The following is a 20,946-nucleotide window of genomic DNA, read 5'->3' on the forward strand; positions in this document are numbered from 1 at the left end:
CCTGAGGACCTTGAGCCCCCACCGGCCCCGCTACCCCTTGCGGCCCTGTTTCACCCTGCACACCCTGAGGTCCTGCCTCGCCTTGCACTCCCTGTGGACCAGCTTCACCCTGCTCTCCCTGCAGACCTTGAGGGCCTTGCGCACCGGTTTCACCCTGTGGTCCCGCCGCGCCCTGCGGACCTTGAGCGCCAGCCGGACCTACTTCACCTTGGGGGCCTACCGGCCCTGCAATACCCTGAGGCCCTTGCGCGCCGGTTTCACCCTGGGGACCTGTCTCCCCCTGTGGGCCTTTAATATTCAGCGCCAATGACCATCCCGCACTTAATTTTTCGTAGACGTCGCCATTGCTCTTATCCAGATACAGATCGCTTTCCACACCCAACGATGCAGAAGGCGCTCCTGACCCTGTATGCCATTTAGAAGCGACGCCGCCCCCGCCAAGTTCATTCAGGTACAGAAAGCTGGCTTGCGCCACTGCATAATTGGCGGCGTCGCCAGAGTTATCCAGAATGCCCGCCTGCAATAAGTGCACGCCTTCAGTCAGCCCGGAATAGGCGCAAGTCGCCATATTCAGGGTTACAGAGCAAGTCGTCAGGTCAACGCCATCCAATGTCACCACTAATGAACTCAAGTCGACGCCGACGTCATCGGAGTAACGAATAACAAAAGAAGTGGGATCGGAATCTATAAGAATCGGGAATGTAGGCGCAGCTATCTCTATGGACGGAGGAAGATCAACACTTCCATTAGTCGTTACAATCAGCCTCGGCGCTATTGCGCCCTCTTTCGAGCTGAAGCTAATACTGCCGTCCTTGTCTTCCCGGCGTTTCTTTAATGCCCAGCCATAATTGGTTCCTGTCGCCAGCATTTGGGCGACGTCCGACGTCACGTCAAACTGAACGGAACCGCTATTAATGTTCTTAACATCTACGCTATCGGTGGCGGCGGCGCTAAAATCTCCGCCATCCCAACCGCAAACCGGAGCGCTGGCGCAACGCCATGTCGCCTGACTCTCGCTCCAGTCCTCCTGCGCACGGTGCAGATCGATCAACGACCCGCCTCCGGCCCAGTCATTGCCGTTAAAGTCGACATTCAAAGCCAGCTTAACTGAGGTGATGTTACCGGCGTAACCCGCCAAGGAAGAGAGGTCAAACTTTACCAGCGCACGCTGCACACTGGCTTCTGGTGAAATAGACAAATAAGGGCTGCCGCCCTGATTGGAGTCAATTAACTGCTCCTGTAAAACCGTGTCCGCAACCGGCTCAAGCACCACCACTCCCGCTTGCGCTACGGCAGGCGCCGCGCCAAGCGCCATCGCAATCCTAACGCCTGTCGCCAACTTGCGTCTTATCCGCCCAACCTTCTGGTTTGAATCACCCGCCATGCGCCACTCCCAAATATTGATCAGAGGAAATGACCATTATTTACACAACGGCGTGACAATCAGTTCAGTTACGGCGTTGTTTTGTATCCGATCAAAGACTTCATTAAAAGCTAAGTGTCCGTGCGATCACCAATCCGAACACTCCATGTATTTTGAGCGACTAGCCACTAGTCCTTATATTGAAGACTATTCAATAATTAGCCCTTCTAAGTATGTAGAAACAAAGACAAATCACTTTGATTTTATTCCATTTTTTCTCAAAATCGCCTTTAATAGCGCCCTTTTTTAAGAAGAGACGCCCGCTGTAACAATGATTGAGACTTCGAGATTAATTCTGCGCCCGGTTGAATCCACGGACTTGCCGTTCTTCAAAAGCTTTCTTTCCTGCCCTGTTTCGACCCGCTTCCTGCCTAACGAAGGGCCTTACTCTACAAAGCAGATTGCAAGTTATGTCCGCAACCGGGTGGAGCATTGGCAGCGCGGATTTGGTTCTTTCATGATCATTTGTAAGTCCAGTACGGAGTATGTGGGTTATGTGGGCGTGGAAGAGAGCCCCCATCCCGATTGTTTCGATTTACGTTACGGCGTCGCGCGCGCCCATGTGGGACAGGGTTTCGCCAAAGAGGCTGCGGTCGCCTGTATCGAGTATGCGCTGGGGCGGGAGGAGTTCGAGCAGGTTTTCGGCGTTGCGAAAGAGGACAACTTGGCCTCAGTCGCCATACTGCAGAAAATAGGTATGATGCCGAACGACAACGAACGACTTTATGATGCGGACGGGCTGTTGACCTTCGCCATCAGCGCCGCCCGCTTTTATGAGTTGTATGACTAATTTCGTTAGTTAGTCTGACTGTGGTTTGTCGGGGTGGTTCAGCGCGTAGCTATAGCAGTCTGAGGCGCTGTGATTGCCGGCCATGGAGCCGTATTGCGCGGTGAAGTCCACGGGAATTCCGACATGCTCGTAGAGATCTCGATCCAATACGCCGGGAGGCACTTCCGGCACTAAGTCCGTGGTGTTAACGATGCGATAAGTGGGTACGCCGCATTGATTGTAAGCATTCACAAACTCAGGATCGCCTACACGGGGGCTGGCCAGATTGTAATGCCGCACATTCAAAGCGCCGGGCTTATAGGCGGAATGATTGATGACGTCAGGCGTCGCCAGTGTCGACAGAGAAGAGCCGAGACTATGCCCCCCGATCAGAAGGCTCCTGGGATTACTAACCTGCTGTAAGGCTTCCAGAATTGCCTGATTCATTGTGCCGTAGAGCTTCAGAAAGCCGTCATGCGCCTTGCCGTAGCCAAATACCTGTGGATAGGGATTCTGCCCGGCTTCAGCGTCGTCAATCCAGTCATCCAGAGACTCCGTGCCGCGAAACATCAGATAAACATCTCCCGCATCCGTCCAGGAGACAAAGGCGAAAGGCTCCGAGGTTTTAAAAATCCACAGTAAGGTTTCCGCGCCCCAAATAGGTTGGCTATAGTTCATCGCCGGCCCTTTCGGGGTCCACTTGAAATGATCTTTATGAGGCTTTTTCTGATCCACCCATTGGTCGTACATGTCGTAGGCGGTATTCACCAGGGTGGCGCAAATTCTCGCGTCTTCCATATGGAAAGGCGCGGGAGGGAAATACATGGGGATGGCGCTCATTCGTATTCTCCTGTGCTCCTTGGAAACAGAAGCCGGCGCATGCAGGAGCCGGCTATTGATTGAGCATAGTCCAGAATACGACGCACGCCGTGCAGACTGTCTATGCGGCCGCTTCCTGCAAACGTCGGTTTAGCGCCGGCAACCGCGCCAGAACGCCAATTACGACCAGGGCGAATAATAAACGTCCCCATAAAATGGCGGACATATCCGCTCCGAGCAGCATGATCACCAGAGTGTCTTCAATCAGACTATGGCAGAGCCCCAGGAAACCAATCGTCAGGAAAATATCTCGACGTGTAAGACGCCCTGAGCGAGCCTCTTCTATCAATAATCCTGCGCCGAAACTTAATCCCAAAGTAACGCCGATGACAGTTACGTTCGCTGCTTCGCGCCCGATCCCCAGCAGCCGAAGCACAGGAAACAACAAGGCGTGCATCCACTTTTCGACTCCCAGCCAGCGCAGTATGCGCAGAAACGTCAGCAGGAAGACGATAATGAAAAAGATGCCGCCCAGCGTTTTAATTTGCGCCACCCACCACATGTCCGCCGGACCTTCAGCCGGACGCCACAAGAAATGCGCAGGCTGCTGCAGCAACCCCGTCGCACTATAAAAAAGATGCAACAAAGCGCCCAGCGCCAGGCCGCCGCCCACTCGAATAGCCAAAGTCGCGCGCCAGCTGACGCCTGCGCTCTTGGCGACAGCGCCTTCAACGGGCAACCCATGCCCCACCAGCATCATCGCTCCCAATACGGATACCTGCGCCACCGTCAAAGGGTCCTGCGCAGTGATATCCACTAACAACGCCATACCGGTGTAAATATTGGTGAGCAACACCGTGGACCAGACCACGCCCATCGACTCCGGCAGGCCAACCAGACTCATAACCGGCGACAACATCCAGGCCAATATCTGGGTTCCTCCCGCCATATCCAGCAGCTTCACCGCCACCAGGGCGGGAACCATAACTTTGATCAGGGTCCAATAGACTTTGAAAATACTTTTCGCCAGCTCGACCAATTCCTGCTTTAAACGCGAAATCCAACTGCTGCCAGATTGTGAGGCGGACATGACATTTCCCTTGAAGTGCATTAATGCCTGCTATTTTAAAAGTTAGACATTTAATTATTTCCTCTCTTTTACATTTTTCTTTTCATATAATTTGTTTGTTTCCATTATTTTTTAATTTTATTAATCCATGTCGCTAGATCGCATTGATAAGAAAATCCTCTCGCTGTTGCAGAACGACTGTAGCCAAACCAATCTCGATCTGGCGGAAAGCGTTGGCCTGTCGCCTCCCGCCTGTCTCAAGCGCGTGAAGAAACTACGCGAGGAAGGCTATATTCAGAAACAGGTGGCGATTCTCGACCCGGACGCCCTCGGCGCCTGCCTGCATATGGTGGTGGAAGTGGTGATGGAGCGAGACCGTCTGGATCTATATCAGCAGTTCCTTAAGCGAGCGACCGCCGCCAGGGAAGTTAAGCAGTGTTATCAAGTCACCGGAGAGGTGGATTTCGTGTTAGTGGTGACGGTCCCCAATATGACCGCCTACGATAAGTTCTGTAATGAGGTGCTCTATGCTGAGCCCAACATGCGCAAATTCCGCACATTGATTTCCATGCAGCGGCATAAGTTCGATACCACGTTAAACCTGGACGACATTCCGTCCTGACGAAGTTTTACTCACCTGCAAAGACCGCAGCGGCGGCTGCGGTCTGTTTAGCTTAAGAATCAGGCGCCGATTTACTGCGGCGCGCCAAAGACGGAGGTCCAGTAGTGCGGATAGTCCGCAGTTGAGGTGCTGATTTTTTCAGCCCCAAGTTCTGTATAACTGCTTCTCATGATGTTGGCGCAATGTCCTGGGCTTTTCAGCCATCCGTCCATGACCTGCTCGACGGAGGAATACCCTGCCGCAATATTCTCACCCACCGTGCGGTATTGATAACCTTGCGCTCTCACTCTGTCGCTAACGCTAGAGCCGTCAGATCCGGTGTGACTGAAGAAGTTATTGTCCACCATATCTTTTGTGTGCTTAGTGGCGGCCTTGCCCAGTTTGCAGTTCCAGGTCAAAGCCGGCGCTGCGTCATAATAAACGCCGCCACAACTGCGTCCCTGACTGCGCGCTTTATTGTGAGCGGTCAATAACTCCTTCTGCACATCGGAAGGGCCTTCCCCGCCATCGGCGCACTTCGGATCAGGGTCGGGGTCGCCGCCGCTATCCGGCACGTATGTGGCTTTCAGAGAAAGGCCTGAATACTGGTCATAGCCGTGCAACATGATGTGGTAAGTACCCTGTTCCGGCGGCTTGAAGGTGCAAGTCTCTTTATTGCCCCATTCATAAGGCCGGCAGTCGAAATCGGACTTATCGGGCTCGCGCTTGAAAGCGACATACAGGTCAGCGTCGCCTTGGCCGCCCCATATTTCCACAACCAGACTAAGTGATTTTTCTCCAACATCAATGGAGTAGCTCACTTCGCTATCTCTAGCGCCGGACAGATTTTCAAGCGCTTCGCCATTTTTAAGGACATCAGCAAGAACAACCGGCGTAGAGCCGAGAAGGAGGATGAGAATCGTAGCGGTGAATACCAAATACAGTCTGTTTTTCATATGCAAATTCCTTTTTTGCTTATTACGCTCATGCGAGCGGCTGCAATAGCCGCAAACACAAGTTTAGCTCAAAAAACAAACAGATTTAATGCAAGGTGAATCGCCGAAACTAAGCGGGAAGCTTACCGCGCGCCGCAACCGCCAAGACTTCCATGGCTGACAGAAGGGTCAGCTGGCCGCTCTTCCAGAGCGTATCGATGTAGAGCTGATTGCCAGCCAGCAGTATGCCTGTATGAGAATTATGGCCGGATACGACCGCGTCAATATTTTTGATGGGCTCAGCCAATGAGGGATTCGTCAGCGCCGACGCAAAACGCGTCCGGCTCCACACGCATTCGTCGATATCGCCCTTTTGCGCCGATTCCATGCGCGTCCAGTCGCTGTTGATTACATCGTTGTGAGTAACTCCGATCAGCCTGTCGCCTTTGCCGGGGACTTCTATCGCCAGCGGACAGGACTGTTGCAGCAGGTGCGCCCATGCCGTCAGTTGATCGGTATCGTGATTATCCAGCCATTCGCCGCCATTGCCGCGCTGCAGGCTGAGGTCATATCTATCTTCATACACGAAGGCGCCAATCATCATCCATTCATGATTGCCCAGACAGGCGTGAAACCAGGGCTCATGCAACAACTCAATACAGCGTTCGTTCTCTTCGCCGCGGTCGATCAGATCGCCGACGCTGATCAGTCGATCTTTGTCGAATTTGAAATCTATCGCCTCCAGGGCTTTCATCAGTTCACTGTAGTGACCGTGAATATCTCCCACAAAAAAATCTATACCAGCAGTATTTGGGGGAAGACGTTTAAAAAGTTCCATGCACATCCTTAAGCTGACAACCAGTCCTTATTTTAGGCTTCTGCAGTCAGGGTTTCTAACATTTATGCGATTTTTGGCGTTTTAACGGATGATGACGGCGCTAACGCCGTCATACCTTGAAGCTGGCGATGGCGGTTTCCAGCGTATCCGCCAAGGCTTTTAGTTCGCTCAGATTGTCGGCAGTCTTCTCGACGCTGCCGTGATTCTGCTCGGCCAGTTGCGCAATTTCATCGACATTTTCGCTGAGCAGTTCGTTGGCCTGAGCCTGTTGTTCGAGAGCTGTGGATATTTCCGTCACAGAGCGGTTGACGCTTTCCGACAAGTCGCTGATGGCGGCGATGGTGTCCACCGTCAAGGTCACGCGGCCGGCGCTGCGGGAAGCTTCCTCCACACCGGAATCCATACGCTTGACGACGGCCAGAGTATCATCTTTGATGCGCTGGATCATATCGGTAATCTCCACTGTCGAGGAGGCGGTGCGCGCAGCCAGATTACGCACTTCGTCCGCCACCACGGCGAATCCGCGCCCCTGCTCTCCCGCCCGGGCGGCTTCGATGGCCGCGTTCAACGCCAGCAGATTGGTCTGCTCGGCGATGCCCTTGATGACATTGACGATGGAGTAAATCTGTTCCGACTGCTGCCCCAGACTCTGTACGGATTTGGCCGAGTCCCCCACAAAATCACAGAGCCGACGAATGTCCTCGGACACTTGCTCAACGATATCCTTGCCTTCGCTGGAGCGCTGATTGGACTCCAGTGACAGCGATCTCGCCTCACCCGCGCTGGCCACCATTTCATGCAGGCTCGCGGCGACTTCCTGCACCGCTGAACTCATGGTGGCGGTGGCATGGCTCTGGCGGCTGGAGCTGGTGACAATCGCTTCCGTGGTCTGGGTGATTTCCGCGGAGAACGACAAGATCTTACTCGCGCTGTCGCTGACTTTTACGATCAGATCGTGCAGCGCTGTCTGCATATTACGGATGCCTGCGAGCAAACTTGTCGTATCGCCATCGCTGATTTTCACTTGCCGGGTCAAATCACCAGCCGCGATAGCTCGCACGATATCCGCGGCGTATTCAGGTTCGCCGCCTAATTGATTCAATATCCGACGCACCGTCATGACACTGAATGCAATCGCCAGCAGTTCAAAGACGATCACTCCCGCCAACAACCCGAGCTTATGAGATGAGAAACCATCAATACGCCGTTGCAACATGCTTTTCAGCGCCGGCGAGGCTTGCTGATAGAGCGCCATATTGCCTTCCACGGCACGCTGAGCGGCGGATTTAAAGCCATTCACGTCAACATTCAGGCTGCGGCCAGTAATGTTTTTTTCCACAAAACCAAGAAAACCTCCAATGGCCTGGGTGTAGCTATCCACCGCTTTTGCAACGGACTGGGGCATGTCTCCCGCTGCGTTGTTTTCATAGGCCACCTTGCTGTCGTAATTCACCCCGTCCAGGTCTGATTGCAACAGACCGGATAAAACTACCATACGGGTTTTGTCATCGCCGCTCATTGAGCCGCTGTTCATCAGCCCGGTTCCGAATTCCCGCATCTGCGCCAATAAATCCAGACTGTTGGGCAGTTTCAGCAGCAACGCATCCATCACGTAATAAGTATCCAGATCCGGGTCGAGAATCAGGTTGGAAGTATCTCCCGCTTTGGCGATCAACTCCCGCGTGGCGGCGATCAGCGCGTCCGCTTCCGTAACGCCAGGCTTAGCCCGCGCCTGCCCCCAGGCCTTTTGCAGATTCGCATACTGTTCCGCCGTTTTGAGCGCGACGCCGGAGCGTTGCTGCTCTTTTTCAAGGGCGGACATGGCTTTCTCAAGCCGCGAAACGATCTGCGTCACGCTGCTGTTAGCGGCGACGGCGACCTTATATTCGCCTGCTTGATCCAACAGGTTTTGTAAAGGGTTGAGATATTCAACGCCAAGGATTTCCTGCGCGCCGAAATTGATGCGGATGTCCATTTCATCGGACAGAAGATAGGTTACCCAAATCAGAGGAAGCAGCAGCGCAACGCCAGTTGCGGCCAGCTTCGTACGGAGCTTCATGTTGGCGAACATAAGCGTCTCCCGACATAGAGGTCTGGCGCTGTTAGGTTTGGTAAAAGACCATTCACACCTCCATGGCTTGATAGTCACTTATATTTAAATTTTAGCAGTTAGATGCAAAAAGCCCGTTTTTCATGAAGAAAACGGGCTAAAAATATGCAAAAGAACGTAAATTTGTCTGCGCCTGTGCGGCGACTAGCCGTGTAAGACAGGGCCAGACATGTATGGGCCCTGTCGTTGCGGACAAATAAAAGGAAGCTATTTTTCCGCCTGATTATTAGTAGCCTTGCACCGACTTTTGCGTCATCCAGGGCCAGGCTTCATATTTACGATAACGCGCCAGCGCCTTGCGTTCCTGCTCGCTGCTATTGAGGTTTTTGTTGACCTTGTAAGCAATCCACTCGCAATAGCCATCGGTATATTCAATCGTCGAATAACCATGGTCTTTGCTGTTGAACATACGGATATGCGGGTTGGTCAGACGTACAGCGCCCTCGCTGGTCGCATTCAGCAGAAAATCTCTGACCTCGTCGTCCGGGGCCTGCGCCAGCAGCACGTCAAACAGCCCCGCGGAGGTCAGCGAAGGCGTCATGAATTCAACGCCAACCTGATTGGAGAAGTTAAACGGATTCAGATCCGCGTAGTTCTTCTTTACTTGAGAAGCCATATAGGTGTGCAAATCCCCGGTCACCACCACAAGATTTTCGATTGAGTTGGATTGCACCTCGTTCATCAGCCATATCCGCTCGGCGTCATACCCATCCCAGGCGTCGACATTGAATGGCAGCTTGGCCTTTTCACCCAGGTCGATACCCAAACGCCCCATGTAGGTTTGGTTGCCCAGCATATTCCAGCGCGCCGTCGACGCCGCCATGGTGTTGATCAACCATTCCCGCTGGGTTTCACCCATCATGCTCTGCTCGGGATTATTGAGATTGCCGCAGCCGAAAGGAACGTAACGGCCCAGAAACGCATCTTCGCCGCATGGATGAGGCGTTCGGTAGGTGCGCGTGTCCAGCATATTCAGATTCACCAGATCGCCAAACCGGAACTGCCGATAGATGCGCGAATACAAATGGGGATGGGTGCGCCCCTCGTCAATGTCGATGCGCGCAGGAATATACTCCGCCCAGGCCCGCTGTGAATCGAGTTTGAGCTGGCGTTTCAAATCCGCGTCATTATTGAATTGCGGGTCCGTGCTGTATGGGTGGTCCGGACATCCCAGCGTGTCCTGTTCATAGTCCCAATAGCAATCGTTACAGGTCTCGTGATCGTCGGTAGTGATGATCCAGGTATGATTTTCCATCGCCTTTTGTAGAAAAGGATCACTGCGATAGGTGCGGTGTAAAAAGCGATAATCCTCCAGGTTCATCGCCACGGGGAAGCCGCTGGGCAGCTCTATTCTGCGGTCCTCGAAAGGCAGATCCTGATAGCGGGGGTCGCCTACGCTCTCGTAGATGAAATCCCCCAGGTGAGCCACGTAATCGATGCTGTTGTCGTCCGCGACATAGTTCAACGCGCCGTAGTAGCCGTTGGTGTAATCCTGGCAGGTCAGCAACGCGAATTTGACGCTGTCCACGGACTGCCCGACGGCCGCAGCCGTGCGACAGCGCCCCGTACGGCTGAATACGCCCCGGTACTGAAAGCGATAGTAGTAATAGCTGTCCGCATTCAGTTGGCCATCCAGGTCCAGCCTAACGGTATGATCCCGGTCCGCGCCGAACTGCTCGCCTCGCACTTTGCCTTCCAACGCCAGCAGAGTGAATCCAGGGTCAACCGCCACCTGGAATGTCAGGCTTTCGTTGGGGTCATATTGCTCGGAGCGGATGTGAGTCCACAGCATGACGCCGCTGGCGGTGGGATCGCCGGAGGCGACGGACAGATCAAATACGGCGGAGGGGTCAGTTCGGTTGAGCGGTAGTGGAGCTTTATCCGGATAAGCGGCGCGGCTCAGGCCGGCGAGCGCTTTATCCGCACTGAAAGTAAGCAAGAACGGCGTGGCGGTCCCTGCCGCCATGAGTGACAGAAATTGTCGTCTATTATAGTCAGGCACTCTGGGTTCCTCTTCTTCGGTTTTTGTTTAGTGGTGAAGCCGCCAAAGCGAGACAATGCTAATGAAACACTGTTAAAGCTTCGTGAAGACTTCGTTACCCGAAGAAGAGGATAGTTGGCTCCTAAGCGGCCGCCTGACAGTTAGCGATTAATGGCTGGGGGTGATCTGGCGCACGCCGCCCCGTTCGTCAAAGGTTAGCGTGAGTTCACCGTCGGCCCGGGAGCCATAGCAGAAAGAACCTTCCTCACGCAGTTTGAAGCCCTCCTGACGCAGATACTCCAGGACAGGGGTTTTCTGGCGCGTGGAGAGCCGCCGCAACGCCGTTTGCAGCACCCGGCAGATAGCATGCAATCCCAATTTGGGGAGGTCGTCGGAGTGCTCCACCAGGACACAGCCATGCAGCGTTTCCGTGAACTCCCATACGTCGAAGACATAATCATGATTCAATACCCCCGCCGCAATGGATGACACCACCACAGGCTCCACGGGTTCGCAGACGCCTTTGATAACGCCCCAGCTTTCAATTTTGGCGGCTTCCGCCCAGGCCACCAACTGCAGGCTGGCCTGTATCACCGTTTCCGGCAGCGGATTAGGGCTCGCCCAGGCCCAGCAAAACGAGCGACTGCCTGTCGCATAGGTGCCGATAAGCTGGATGCGCCGCCGCGTATCGCCATAGCGAGCGACGCCTTCGTAGAGGTTGTACTCCACCGGCGATTCACAGGGGTAAGCCGTTTGCAGCCGCTGATAACGGCTGATTTGAGGCAGCAGGTATAATTCCTTCAGCGAGTCCAAAGTGACCTTCGCTGTCGCGTCCATTCTGAAATAATCCATTTTTTCCATTTTATTTATCCTGACTTTTATAGCTCATACGCTTTTCCCTGGCGTTGAGATCAAACGGTCCACATGTTCCAGCCACTCTTCAATGTCATCGTCTTGCGCAGGCGCAGACGTGCTGGTTGACTTGAGGTTGGCGAGGATCATGGTTCTAAATAAACGGCTGGGAAGATAATGCTCCTGCTGACGCGCTTGCGCCTGGGCAGGCTCAAAAGCATCGGCGTCAGAGGACTTGTCCGTCGAGTCAGACGGAGGGATATCGCGTGAATAACACGAAGACAACGGATGAGATATATCGGACGCCATAACGCCCGGCGCATAGGCGCGTCGTTTACCATTCATTTTTAGCAACTTTCCTTGTAAAAACAATTCCAAATATGGAATTTAGCCCCTTGCGCCAACATTTGGCGCCAGTTTGCTAGGGTATGCCAAGTGGATGGATTTAGCCAGTCCTGACACCCTTACAAGCCCTTAACATAGTGTGAATCAGAATCCCGTTTTTTAAAGTTCCGCTTATCGCCAATACAATGCCACGACAGAGCGGAAGTATCCGCATGGTGGTCTGAACGGTGGCGCTGGGATCTGAATGGAAAGAACCTGACAGGCGCAGTGGAGGATATGCGTACGACGCAAGGCGTGCTGCAAGGCGAGTATTTTGTGCTTCTACGCTGATGCCAAGAAAAGCCCGACTCTGAGGCCGGGCTGAACTCATCTATTACTGACTAAAGTTGAAGGAAATGCCGGTTATTACGAACTCACTGCACTTGTTGCTATTTTCAGGCCGAATGATTAACACCCTGCCCCCTTCACGCAAATCGGTAAGAGCGTTATAAGCAGCTTCATACAAGGCATCGCCCTTGTACACATTACATGTAAAGTTTCTACCGTTTTTTGGATCATGCCCGGAAAAATTGATGCCAGTCCCTGAGCGATTAGCGGAAATTTGGCCACCGCCACTGTTCCCCCCCGTATATTGATCTCCGATTTGAGCGCTCAACATGATGTGGTTATTGAACCAGTCAGCCACCTCCACGTTTCCGTTAGGTTGCGCCATCGCTGTCGTTGCGACTGAGCATACCGCCGCCATCATTAATGCTTTGCCTAGATTTTTCATACAGATATTCCTTTATGATTGCTTACAAGATTGGGGGCGCCTGCATCGTCAGCGCGCCCTGGTTGATCGCCGTGGATATTTCATCCACCAGCGCTTCGTACTGAGCCGGAGTCAGGGTCCGTTTCAGTTCGAACATCCTTCGGTTGTCTTCCTGCCCCCAGGCGCCCGCCGATACGGCGCCTTCCACCACAGACAACCCTTGTTGAAAGTTTTCGTCATAAGTGAGCGCGGGACGCTCTTCCTGAGCAGTAGAACCTTTATCGGACTGGCTCTGAGTAACCGTCGCAGCGGGAGCGCTATGTTCCCTGTGTTGAGACAACAGCCGCTCCAGTTTGGCGATCTGCAGCTCCAACGCCTGTACGTCACTGGCGAACTGTGGAGAAGGTTCTATCACTGCGGCTGGCGCCGCCTCGTAAGCCATCGCCGGTGCTGGTTGCGTCTTGGCTTCCTGAGTTCGCGTCCAGAGCAACCCGGTTTGCAGACACTCCAGGACCAAAACGCCTCCAAGCAATATCCAAGTCCGTTTCATTGTCGAAATTCCTCCCGTGTTTTCCGCGCCATGCTTGCCCCCCGGGCGTTAAAGCCGCGCTGGGACCCGTGTCTTCATAGGTTCAGAATATCCATGTGGGAGAAGCAGGGATTGTATAAATCCGGCGCCATTGACCAAGACGTCAGAACAGGTCAAAACAACAAAAAGCGATGGATTAGAGAGGAGTTAACAAGAAGGAAAACAGGGTATTCAAAAGGAGAATTGAGACTTCAAAACAGCCAGAAAAGCCGCCGACATATCGGGCCGCGCTTAGCTGTTTTATCGTTTAGAGAGGTCCGCAGAATCTGGAACTCAGGCGGCTAAGAACCAGACTTTGACACGAGAGCCGGATTCATCCGTGGTCAATTCATACCGCCACCCCATGTGCTCGCATACCAGGGTGACGATAAACAGTCCCAAACCGCTGGAGCTGGGCGCCTCCTGTGAGAAGCCATTTATGTTGCCGGCGCCTTCATCACGAATTTCCAGATGCTTCACATACTCCGTCACATAGACTTGGCCCTGAGTATGGTTCAGCGCATTAATGATGAGATTATTGATGAGAATTTTCGCCAGGACGGGATCGCCCAGCGCAACCGGTTGCTGCGCCGATAGGGAAAGCTCCAGTCTGCCCTCGTTTTCGGTCGCGGACAGACCATGCTCCTGCGCCAGCTCTTTCAGAATATCGCCCACCGGAAAGCTGACCGGCACGTAGGGTTCTTTTGTACGTCGCACCAGCTTAAGAAGCGCCTGCACATTGGCGGACATTTCCTGAGCGGAGGCGCTGATGCGCCCCAGGGTTTTCTTGTCTTCCGCAGACAGTTTATTCCGATGTTCAATGACTTCCACCGCGCCCAGAATCACTGCGATAGGCGTGCGTAATTCATGGCTGGCGAGACTGACCAGCGAGCGTTCACGCTTGACCAGTTCATCTATCTGATCCAGGAATTTATTGATCGCCTGGGAAATTTGGGTCAGTTCCGAGTCGGGATAATCAAGAGGTAAACGGAAGCCCCCCGTCGGCGCGGCGGCGTCAATGTCGCCAGTGAGCCCCTGCAACGGACGGGAAATTTTACGGCTGGCCAAACGCGCGGTAAAAAAGCTCAGCGCGCAAACCAGTAGCGCCAGCCCCAGAATAACGATGGTGGACTGCGTCTCGCGCTGCTCAAACAGCGCCAGATCTTTGGCCAGGTAATACACGCCCCCCGGCACTTCGTTGACGAGGATTTCATAATCCTTGCCATCGACATCCACTTCACCGTTGTATGGCGCCGTCAGTCCACGGAAAACCGCGGGAAGTTTTTCTTCAGGCGGCGCCTCGCCCGGCCAATAGAACATGGTCAGCGTGGCGGTTTGATTGAACTGGGGCTCATCAGGGTCATAGCGGCTTTGGAAGTGCTCCAGCTCCGCCTGCTGGTCCATCTCCAAAACGGTCGCCTCCAGCGCCTCCAGCCCTCCCCAGGCGACAGCAATCACCAGCAACAGGCTCAGCACGTTGCTCCAGAAAAATATGGTGAAAACGCGTCGGGAAATGGAGGTCGCCATGCTAAGCCAGTTCCGGCTCCAGGCGATATCCGCGGCCATGAAGAGTGCGAATCATCGAACGGTTTAACGTTGTCTTCAGCGTTTTGCGTAAAACATAAACATGCGTACGAATGGTGTGCGGGTCGCCGTCGGCGTTCCCCCACAGTCGCTGACTGAGTGTTTCATAGGCGACAAAGTTGGGATATGCCTGTATCAGCGCCTCAAAGATGGTGGCGCTGTATCCGCTCAAAGCCAGACGCTCGCCCTGCCCCGTCATGACCGTCAACGATCCTGGGGAATAGCGGATGTCTCCGGCGCTCAGATCGTCGTCGGCCAATTGGCGACGACGACACAGGGCCTGAATTCTTAGCTCCAGCTCGCGCATGTTGAAGGGTTTCACCAGATAGTCATCAGCGCCGCTGTTGAACCCTTCGGTTTTATCTTCAATGGAGTCTCTGGCGGTGACCAGAATAATCGGGGTTTTCTTGCCCAGGTCCGTTCTGATGCGCCGGCATAAAGTGAATCCGTTGACCCCAGGCAGCATCACATCCAGCACAATAACATCGTAGTGTTGCGTCGCCAGCAGATGCAGGGCCGTCAGACCGTCGGCGGCGAAATCCAGACTGTAGCGCTCTTCTCCCAAAAATTCGAACAGGTTCTCCGCCAGACTGCGATGGTCCTCAACGATGAGCACCCGAAGTTTGTCGGTAATCGTACGATCCGCCATTTTCCAATCACTCAACACGTATAATTCGCCTTCGATTTCCTTACAGATCCGCTTAATTACCGCTTATCGCAGCCCACGCCACCCCGCGCAGGCCCTCAGAATACTCTCAACCTGGAGACGCCGCCATAGCGCCCACTTCTTCCCGTGGATCTCCCGAGGGAGAGGCCACTTCCAGACCGGTTCCGATACAAGGCCTGAAAAGATCCTGCTTCGGCTCGTAAACCTGCGTCCGCACGCCCATTAACCCAAGCATAGAATCAAACAAATTATCCTGGGTAAAATTTTGGGAGGCTTCCGCCTGCAGGCACTCTGAGCTGATATTAAAGCGCTTCTCAAAACGCTCGGACATCCACACCATGAAAGGCACGTGGGTTTGTTCATCCGGTGCGATCATGTATGGAAGCCCGTGCAGATAAATATTGTTTTCCCCCAGGGACTCGCCATGGTCGGAAACATAAACCATAGAGGCGTCCGCCGCGCCGTCTACGGATTTGAGCAACCCGATTACCTGCGACAGGAAATAATCCGTGTATAGAATCGTATTGTCGTAGGCATTAGTAATCTCTTCTTGCGAGCACTTCTGCAGCTGCACGTAGTGACAGGTTGGTTGATACTGCTGAAACGACTTGGGCGCGCGCAGATAATAAGCCGGCCCATGGCTGCCCTTCTGATGCAGCACGATCAGCATATCGCCTTTGGCGGATTCAATTTTCTGCCGTAACCGGTCCAGCAGCACCATGTCGTAGCATTCATCCAGACGACAAACGCCCGCCAGTTGTTCCGAGTTCAGATTTTCAAACTCCACGCGATCGCAAACCCCTTTGCAGCCGGAGTTATTGTCTCGCCACAGCACTTCCACGCCAGCATGCTTGAACACATCCAGCAGATTTTCCGTGTAACGCTCCATGCCGCCGTCAAAGTCCGAGCGCCCTGCGCGAGAAAACATACAGGGCACGGATACGGCCGTCGCCGTACCGCAGGAATGAAAATTATCGAAACTCACCACTTTCTCTTTGCTCAAGTTGGGGTTCGTCTCGCGTCCGTAGCCATTCAATGAAAAATTCTGGGAGCGAGCGGTCTCTCCGACCACCAGAACCGTCACTAGCTTGCGTTGGGGGTCGCTGGACACTTTTCTCAATTCAACACGCGCGGCGTCTTCTCCCAACGTAGTGAAGGCGACCTCCGTTTTCGGAGTCAGCTTGCGAATATAAGAAGACGTTGAGTAGATATAGTTAACCGGCACGATCAAGTCGCGGATATAGCGATTGTTGCGGAATAAGGAGGCGTAGCTTTGATAGAAAGCGGCGGCGATTGCGCCAATCACCACAACGGCGAGCACCGCCGCCAGCAGCTTATTCACCAACTCTCCCGGCAACCGCTTGTAGTCAATGGGAATCCACGCCACCAGCGCCGCGGGAACCACGCCCAAAGCAATAACGTAGACAAATAACCATGGGTCCATCAGCTCCATAGACTCCCGGTAATCCGTCTCCATCATATTTTGAATCATGGTCTTGTCGATCATGACGCCATAGGCGTTCATGAAGTATGCGGCGAGTGACGCCGTCACCAGAATGAACATCAATGTCGGCTTGAACAGATACTTGAAGGCGAACAGGGACAGGAAAAGATTAAAAATGACCAGCAGGAATAAAACTACGCTGACCATAAACATCAAGCCGCCGGAGCCTTCATCGCCCCGCAGCTGAAAGACCGTGGCGAAAAACTTTGTATTGAAGGCGCAAAGCAGATACACGGACACCACCAACGACATGAGCCATGTCGAAATGCCCGCTCCCAACAGTTTGTTAAGTTTGGCCCGAATCAACTCCCCCTCCTGCAAATAACGCACGCTCATCAGAGCTATCTGCAGAGTTTAAAAAACCACGAGCCAAGCAAATCTCAAGAAAACATCAAGGAAATATCAAAGCGAGTAAAGGACGTCTGACGAGGGGGAGGAGGTGAGACAGAAGAGACAGAGGAAGAAGCGAAGAATGCGGACTGCGGGAGACTATAACGAGACGGCCGCATGAACATAACGCCCATGCGGCGAGAGACTTAAATCAGAATGCCAATCCAGGTGAACATAGCCAGACTCAAGGCCACCAGCACCGCTGCGGAGCCCATGTCTTTGGCGCGTCCGCTTAACTCATGACGCTCGGCGCCAATGCGGTCGACCACAGCTTCAATGGCGGAGTTGATCAACTCCACGATCAGCACCAGCAAAACGCTGCCGATCATCAGTATTTTCTCCACCATGGTGACGGACAAAAACAGCGCCAGAGGAACCAGAATCAAAGCGGCGACCATTTCCTGACGGATTGCGGACTCATTTCTCCATGCGGCGCGCAGCCCGTTAATCGAATAGCCCGTCGCCAGAATAATGCGTTTTATGCCCGTGGCGCCTTTAGGCTGAATTGAAGGAGAGGAAAGGTTTTCGGACGAATCGGTCATGGGACTGACGGCTCCTGACTGCTGAATACTCACTACTGTAATGCGATGACAGTATAGTCACAAAGCCGTCCGGGGAGTAGCTCAGGCGTTACTTTGTCAGAGGTCGGCCGGCGACGGCGTCCCGCAAAGTCTGCATGCCGCCCCGTAAAGGGATGTCCCGATAACGGATCATCAAGGTAGGCGTGTGGGCGATATGCTCCGGCAATTCGGATATCGCCAGCTCCTTCGCATAGGGAGATTGCTCCACCACCCGCCGCGGCATCAGCGTGCAACCAAGCCCCACCGCCACACAGCCCAGTATGCCTTCCAGCGTTCCCAACTCCATAACAGATGCAATCTGATGACCACACTCCCGCTGCCAGGCCAGCGCGCGAGCGCGATAGACGCAGCCTTCGCGAAACAAAATCAGAGGCTCCTGTAGATCGCCCTCGCCTTTCGCCGTCACCAAAACCAGTTCCTCCGCCAGCACAGGCTCCGCGATCAGCATGGGGTGATCCAAAGGGCCGCCAATAAAGGCGCAGTCCAACTTATGGCTCAGCACGCGCTCAATGAGATCCGCGGAGGTGGCCGTCTGCACCTGCAGATCCAGCCCAGGGTGTCGGGAGCGCACTTTTTTCAACGCGGCCGGTAGTCTGACTGCAGCGAAAGTCTCCATGGTCCCGATGCGCAGCTCGCCGGTGGCTTCACCCGCTGAGCGCACGGCAGCGGCGGTCTGCTGCGCCATTTGCAGTATTTCTTGCGCGTGTTTTTGCAGCACTCGTCCTGCAGGCGCCAGCTCCAGTCCGCGCCCTTTGCGAAAGAACAGCTGCACCTCCAGTTCCTGCTCCAGACGGCGAATGCGGGTCGTGACATTGGATTGCACCGTATTGAGCCGACTCGCTGCCGCGAGGATGCCGCCTTCCTCCACTACGGCGAGAAAGGTGCGCAACGCGACTAACTCCATAACCATTCTCCATTAGAGAATATTTTCTTCTCTATTATTCGATTGTATTGATAGCTCGCATTATTTATCTTCTCTCCCAGAGATACAACGGGAAGTGAACCATGAGCGCTCAACTACAACGCTTGCAAGTGCTGACGGCGGGCATACTCAGTCTAATGCTGATGTTGGGCGTGGCGCGCTTCGCCTACACGCCGCTACTGCCCATCATGCAACAGCAGGCGGAACTATCGGCTTTCGCAGGTGGCTGGCTGGCCAGCGTAAATTATCTGGGATATTTGTGCGGAGCCTTAATCGCCGCCTCTATCAGCAGCCTGACGCTGAAAGACAAGCTATACCGCTCAGGTTTACTGATCGCCCTCATCAGCACCGCCGGCATGGCGCTGTGCGACAACGTATGGGTATGGGCGTTCATGCGCTTCATCTCCGGGTTGAGCAGCGCCGCAGGCTTGTTAATTGGCTCTGGACTGATCATGCACTGGCTTATCCGTAACGGTCACCGCAGCGAGTTGGGCATCCATTTCAGCGGCGTCGGTCTGGGTATACTGTGTTGCTCTCTCGCCGTGGATCTTATGACTCCCCACTTCGATTGGCGCGAGCAATGGGTGGCGCTGACGCTATGCGGGTTGCTGTTCGCCATCCCCGCCTGGCTATGGTTGCCCTCGCCCACCGCCGCCAGCCGTTCTCAACATGAGGACGCAATGCAGGACCGACCGCCCTCGCGTCTCTATATGGGTATTTTCATGGCCGCCTATTTTTGCGCTGGCGTGGGGTATGTGGTCAGCGCCACCTTTTTAGTGGCCATCGTCGATCAGCAACCGGCCTTACAGGGACAAGGCGCTTTTGTATTCCTTCTTGTGGGCGCCGCAGCCGCGCCCGCCTGTATCCTTTGGGATTTACTGGCGCGACGCATCGGCGACATCAACGCCTTGATCATCGCGGCGGCCTTGCATGCTCTGAGCATACTGGCGCCGACACAGGGCGGCCTCGCCATGGCGTTGCTTGGCGGCGCGTTTTTCGGGGCCACGTTTATGGGAATCGTCAGTTTAGTGCTGACGATGGCGGGACGTTTCTACCCGTCACGCCCCGCCAAAATGATGGGCAAAATGACCCTGACCTACGGCGTCGCACAGATTCTTTCCCCCGCTCTTACCGGCAGGCTGGCGGCGACAGGCGGCGACTATGCGGACGGCCTTTATCTGGCCGCCGCTGTGATGGCGCTGGGGGTATTGCTACTGCTGGCCTTGAAAAGCGTGGAGCAGAGTGAACGCCGCCAGGCCCTGTCATACACCTGACTATTAATAGTCGCGAACCAACTCAACAAGAGAGAGCCAGCATGCCCTACGTTAATATCAAAATCACCCGCGAAGGCGCCACCGCAGAGCAAAAAGCGGCGCTGATCGAAGGCGTTACCCGTCTCTTGCAGGAAACGCTGAACAAGAATCCCGCCACCACTTTCGTGATCATTGATGAGGTGGAGACAGACAACTGGGGAATTGGCGGCGAATCTGTCACCGCGCGTCGCAAACGCGAAGCGGGCTGACAGCGGATGAATGCGTTCAAGCAGGCCCACGCCCGCCTGAACGCATTGGCTCCAGGCGTATTCAGCCTACGCTATTGCAACATCCACAAGACGGGAGCCGCTAAAACGGCGAGGGTTAGCAGCACCGTGACGCCCACGCCGGCGGCCGCCCAATTGGACGCCAGCTCGCCGCCGCTTTCGCGGTGCCCTCTGATGGCTTTGCCCTGAAACAGATTCGCCAACTGCAGCATCACCATGATCTGCGGGGCGAAGTACACCAGCTTGGGCACATGCCACTCCGCCGGAACCAGCAGAGCGGCGATAATAACGCCTATTGTCGCCGCCAACGAACCAACGATCGCCTTGCGGGCATGAGACTCCTTGCCCAGCTTGCGAAAGTTCTTCGCCAACAGAATGCCGCCAGCCAATGCCGACCCCAAAAAGGTCGCAATGCCGATACCGGAAACTTTATAAAGCTTGTGTTCAACGAAAGAAGAGACGGGTGTTTTTTGTGGGTTTTCCATTGAAAGATCTCCTTCACCGCCCGACTTAGACAGCCGACAAGAAGGACACCCAAACTTGTTAACCGCACGAGGGCGGGCTGTATCGATTGATAGCGTACCCCGAACGCAACGCGCCCGGACACCTCACAACGGCCGCCAGCGCTACTGTTAAGAACAAGGCGACAATCAAACGAAGCCGGTGATGAAGAACAAGAACTCTCCCGTTCGCAGCG

The 20,946-nt window shown here is 54.3% G+C and carries 21 protein-coding genes; 4 read left to right on the top strand and 17 right to left on the bottom strand.

Annotated features, from left to right (window positions below):
- Positions 1-1,384, bottom strand: a 1,384-nt coding sequence (locus KP814_RS33245) for a DNRLRE domain-containing protein (protein ID WP_216737187.1), incomplete at its 3' end; no start/stop codon positions are given.
- Between the two features lie 310 nt (positions 1,385-1,694).
- Here KP814_RS33245 and KP814_RS13060 point away from each other — a divergent pair.
- Positions 1,695-2,213, top strand: a complete 519-nt coding sequence (locus KP814_RS13060; protein WP_216737188.1) for a GNAT family N-acetyltransferase — start codon at positions 1,695-1,697, stop codon at positions 2,211-2,213.
- A 9-nt stretch (positions 2,214-2,222) separates the two neighbouring features.
- Here KP814_RS13060 and KP814_RS13065 read toward each other — a convergent pair whose 3' ends face one another.
- Both KP814_RS13065 and KP814_RS13070 read right to left on the bottom strand, forming a co-directional pair.
- Positions 2,223-3,032: a lipase family protein gene (locus KP814_RS13065; RefSeq protein ID WP_216737189.1), complete on the bottom strand. Its 810-nt coding sequence runs from the start codon at positions 3,030-3,032 to the stop codon at positions 2,223-2,225.
- Positions 3,033-3,132: 100 nt separating this feature from the next.
- Positions 3,133-4,101 carry a hypothetical protein gene (locus KP814_RS13070; RefSeq protein ID WP_216737190.1) on the bottom strand — a complete coding sequence of 323 codons (969 nt, stop codon included), beginning with the start codon at positions 4,099-4,101 and terminating at the stop codon, positions 3,133-3,135.
- A gap of 127 nt (positions 4,102-4,228) precedes the next feature.
- Between KP814_RS13070 and KP814_RS13075 the strand changes: the two genes are divergently transcribed.
- Positions 4,229-4,702, top strand: coding sequence for an Lrp/AsnC family transcriptional regulator (locus KP814_RS13075; protein ID WP_216737191.1), 474 nt, complete (start codon positions 4,229-4,231; stop codon positions 4,700-4,702).
- Positions 4,703-4,773: 71 nt separating this feature from the next.
- Here KP814_RS13075 and KP814_RS13080 read toward each other — a convergent pair whose 3' ends face one another.
- The 13 genes from KP814_RS13080 to KP814_RS13140 all read right to left on the bottom strand — a co-directional run bounded on the left by KP814_RS13080 (position 4,774) and on the right by KP814_RS13140 (position 18,691).
- Positions 4,774-5,637, bottom strand: coding sequence for a CAP domain-containing protein (locus KP814_RS13080; protein WP_216737192.1), 864 nt, complete (start codon positions 5,635-5,637; stop codon positions 4,774-4,776).
- A gap of 109 nt (positions 5,638-5,746) precedes the next feature.
- Entirely contained in the window at positions 5,747-6,403 is a 657-nt protein-coding gene (locus KP814_RS13085) for a metallophosphoesterase (RefSeq protein ID WP_216737193.1), read from the bottom strand.
- Positions 6,404-6,563: 160 nt separating this feature from the next.
- Positions 6,564-8,525 carry a methyl-accepting chemotaxis protein gene (locus KP814_RS13090; RefSeq protein ID WP_216737194.1) on the bottom strand — a complete coding sequence of 654 codons (1,962 nt, stop codon included), beginning with the start codon at positions 8,523-8,525 and terminating at the stop codon, positions 6,564-6,566.
- Positions 8,526-8,790: 265 nt separating this feature from the next.
- Positions 8,791-10,566: an alkaline phosphatase D family protein gene (locus tag KP814_RS13095; protein ID WP_216737195.1), complete on the bottom strand. Its 1,776-nt coding sequence runs from the start codon at positions 10,564-10,566 to the stop codon at positions 8,791-8,793.
- Between the two features lie 147 nt (positions 10,567-10,713).
- Entirely contained in the window at positions 10,714-11,406 is a 693-nt protein-coding gene (locus KP814_RS13100; protein WP_216737196.1) for a DUF6882 domain-containing protein, read from the bottom strand.
- A gap of 24 nt (positions 11,407-11,430) precedes the next feature.
- Entirely contained in the window at positions 11,431-11,742 is a 312-nt protein-coding gene (locus KP814_RS13105) for a hypothetical protein (RefSeq protein WP_216737197.1), read from the bottom strand.
- Between the two features lie 373 nt (positions 11,743-12,115).
- A complete protein-coding gene (locus KP814_RS13110; protein ID WP_216737198.1) occupies positions 12,116-12,514 on the bottom strand; it encodes a hypothetical protein in 399 nt (132 codons plus the stop codon).
- 22 nt (positions 12,515-12,536) lie between these two features.
- The gene (locus tag KP814_RS13115; RefSeq protein WP_216737199.1) at positions 12,537-13,043 is read right to left on the bottom strand and encodes a hypothetical protein; all 507 of its coding nucleotides are present in this window, start codon (positions 13,041-13,043) and stop codon (positions 12,537-12,539) included.
- Positions 13,044-13,355: 312 nt separating this feature from the next.
- Entirely contained in the window at positions 13,356-14,588 is a 1,233-nt protein-coding gene (locus KP814_RS13120) for a HAMP domain-containing sensor histidine kinase (protein WP_216737200.1), read from the bottom strand.
- A gap of 1 nt (position 14,589) precedes the next feature.
- The gene (locus KP814_RS13125) at positions 14,590-15,312 is read right to left on the bottom strand and encodes a response regulator transcription factor (protein WP_206618045.1); all 723 of its coding nucleotides are present in this window, start codon (positions 15,310-15,312) and stop codon (positions 14,590-14,592) included.
- Between the two features lie 88 nt (positions 15,313-15,400).
- Positions 15,401-17,152 carry a phosphoethanolamine transferase gene (locus KP814_RS13130; protein WP_216737201.1) on the bottom strand — a complete coding sequence of 584 codons (1,752 nt, stop codon included), beginning with the start codon at positions 17,150-17,152 and terminating at the stop codon, positions 15,401-15,403.
- 200 nt (positions 17,153-17,352) lie between these two features.
- Positions 17,353-17,748: a diacylglycerol kinase gene (locus KP814_RS13135; RefSeq protein WP_216737202.1), complete on the bottom strand. Its 396-nt coding sequence runs from the start codon at positions 17,746-17,748 to the stop codon at positions 17,353-17,355.
- Between the two features lie 88 nt (positions 17,749-17,836).
- A complete protein-coding gene (locus KP814_RS13140; protein ID WP_216737203.1) occupies positions 17,837-18,691 on the bottom strand; it encodes a LysR family transcriptional regulator in 855 nt (284 codons plus the stop codon).
- 101 nt (positions 18,692-18,792) lie between these two features.
- On the opposite strand from KP814_RS13140, the gene KP814_RS13145 reads away from it, so the two are divergent.
- Positions 18,793-19,983 carry a YbfB/YjiJ family MFS transporter gene (locus KP814_RS13145; protein ID WP_216737204.1) on the top strand — a complete coding sequence of 397 codons (1,191 nt, stop codon included), beginning with the start codon at positions 18,793-18,795 and terminating at the stop codon, positions 19,981-19,983.
- A 41-nt stretch (positions 19,984-20,024) separates the two neighbouring features.
- Entirely contained in the window at positions 20,025-20,231 is a 207-nt protein-coding gene (locus KP814_RS13150; protein ID WP_216737205.1) for a 4-oxalocrotonate tautomerase family protein, read from the top strand.
- Positions 20,232-20,302: 71 nt separating this feature from the next.
- Here KP814_RS13150 and KP814_RS13155 read toward each other — a convergent pair whose 3' ends face one another.
- A complete protein-coding gene (locus KP814_RS13155; protein WP_216737206.1) occupies positions 20,303-20,734 on the bottom strand; it encodes a hypothetical protein in 432 nt (143 codons plus the stop codon).
- Between the last annotated feature and the right edge of the window lie 212 nt (positions 20,735-20,946).

It is taken from the genome of Hahella sp. HN01 (assembly GCF_018986435.1).
Classification (GTDB): Bacteria; Pseudomonadota; Gammaproteobacteria; order Pseudomonadales; family Oleiphilaceae; genus Hahella.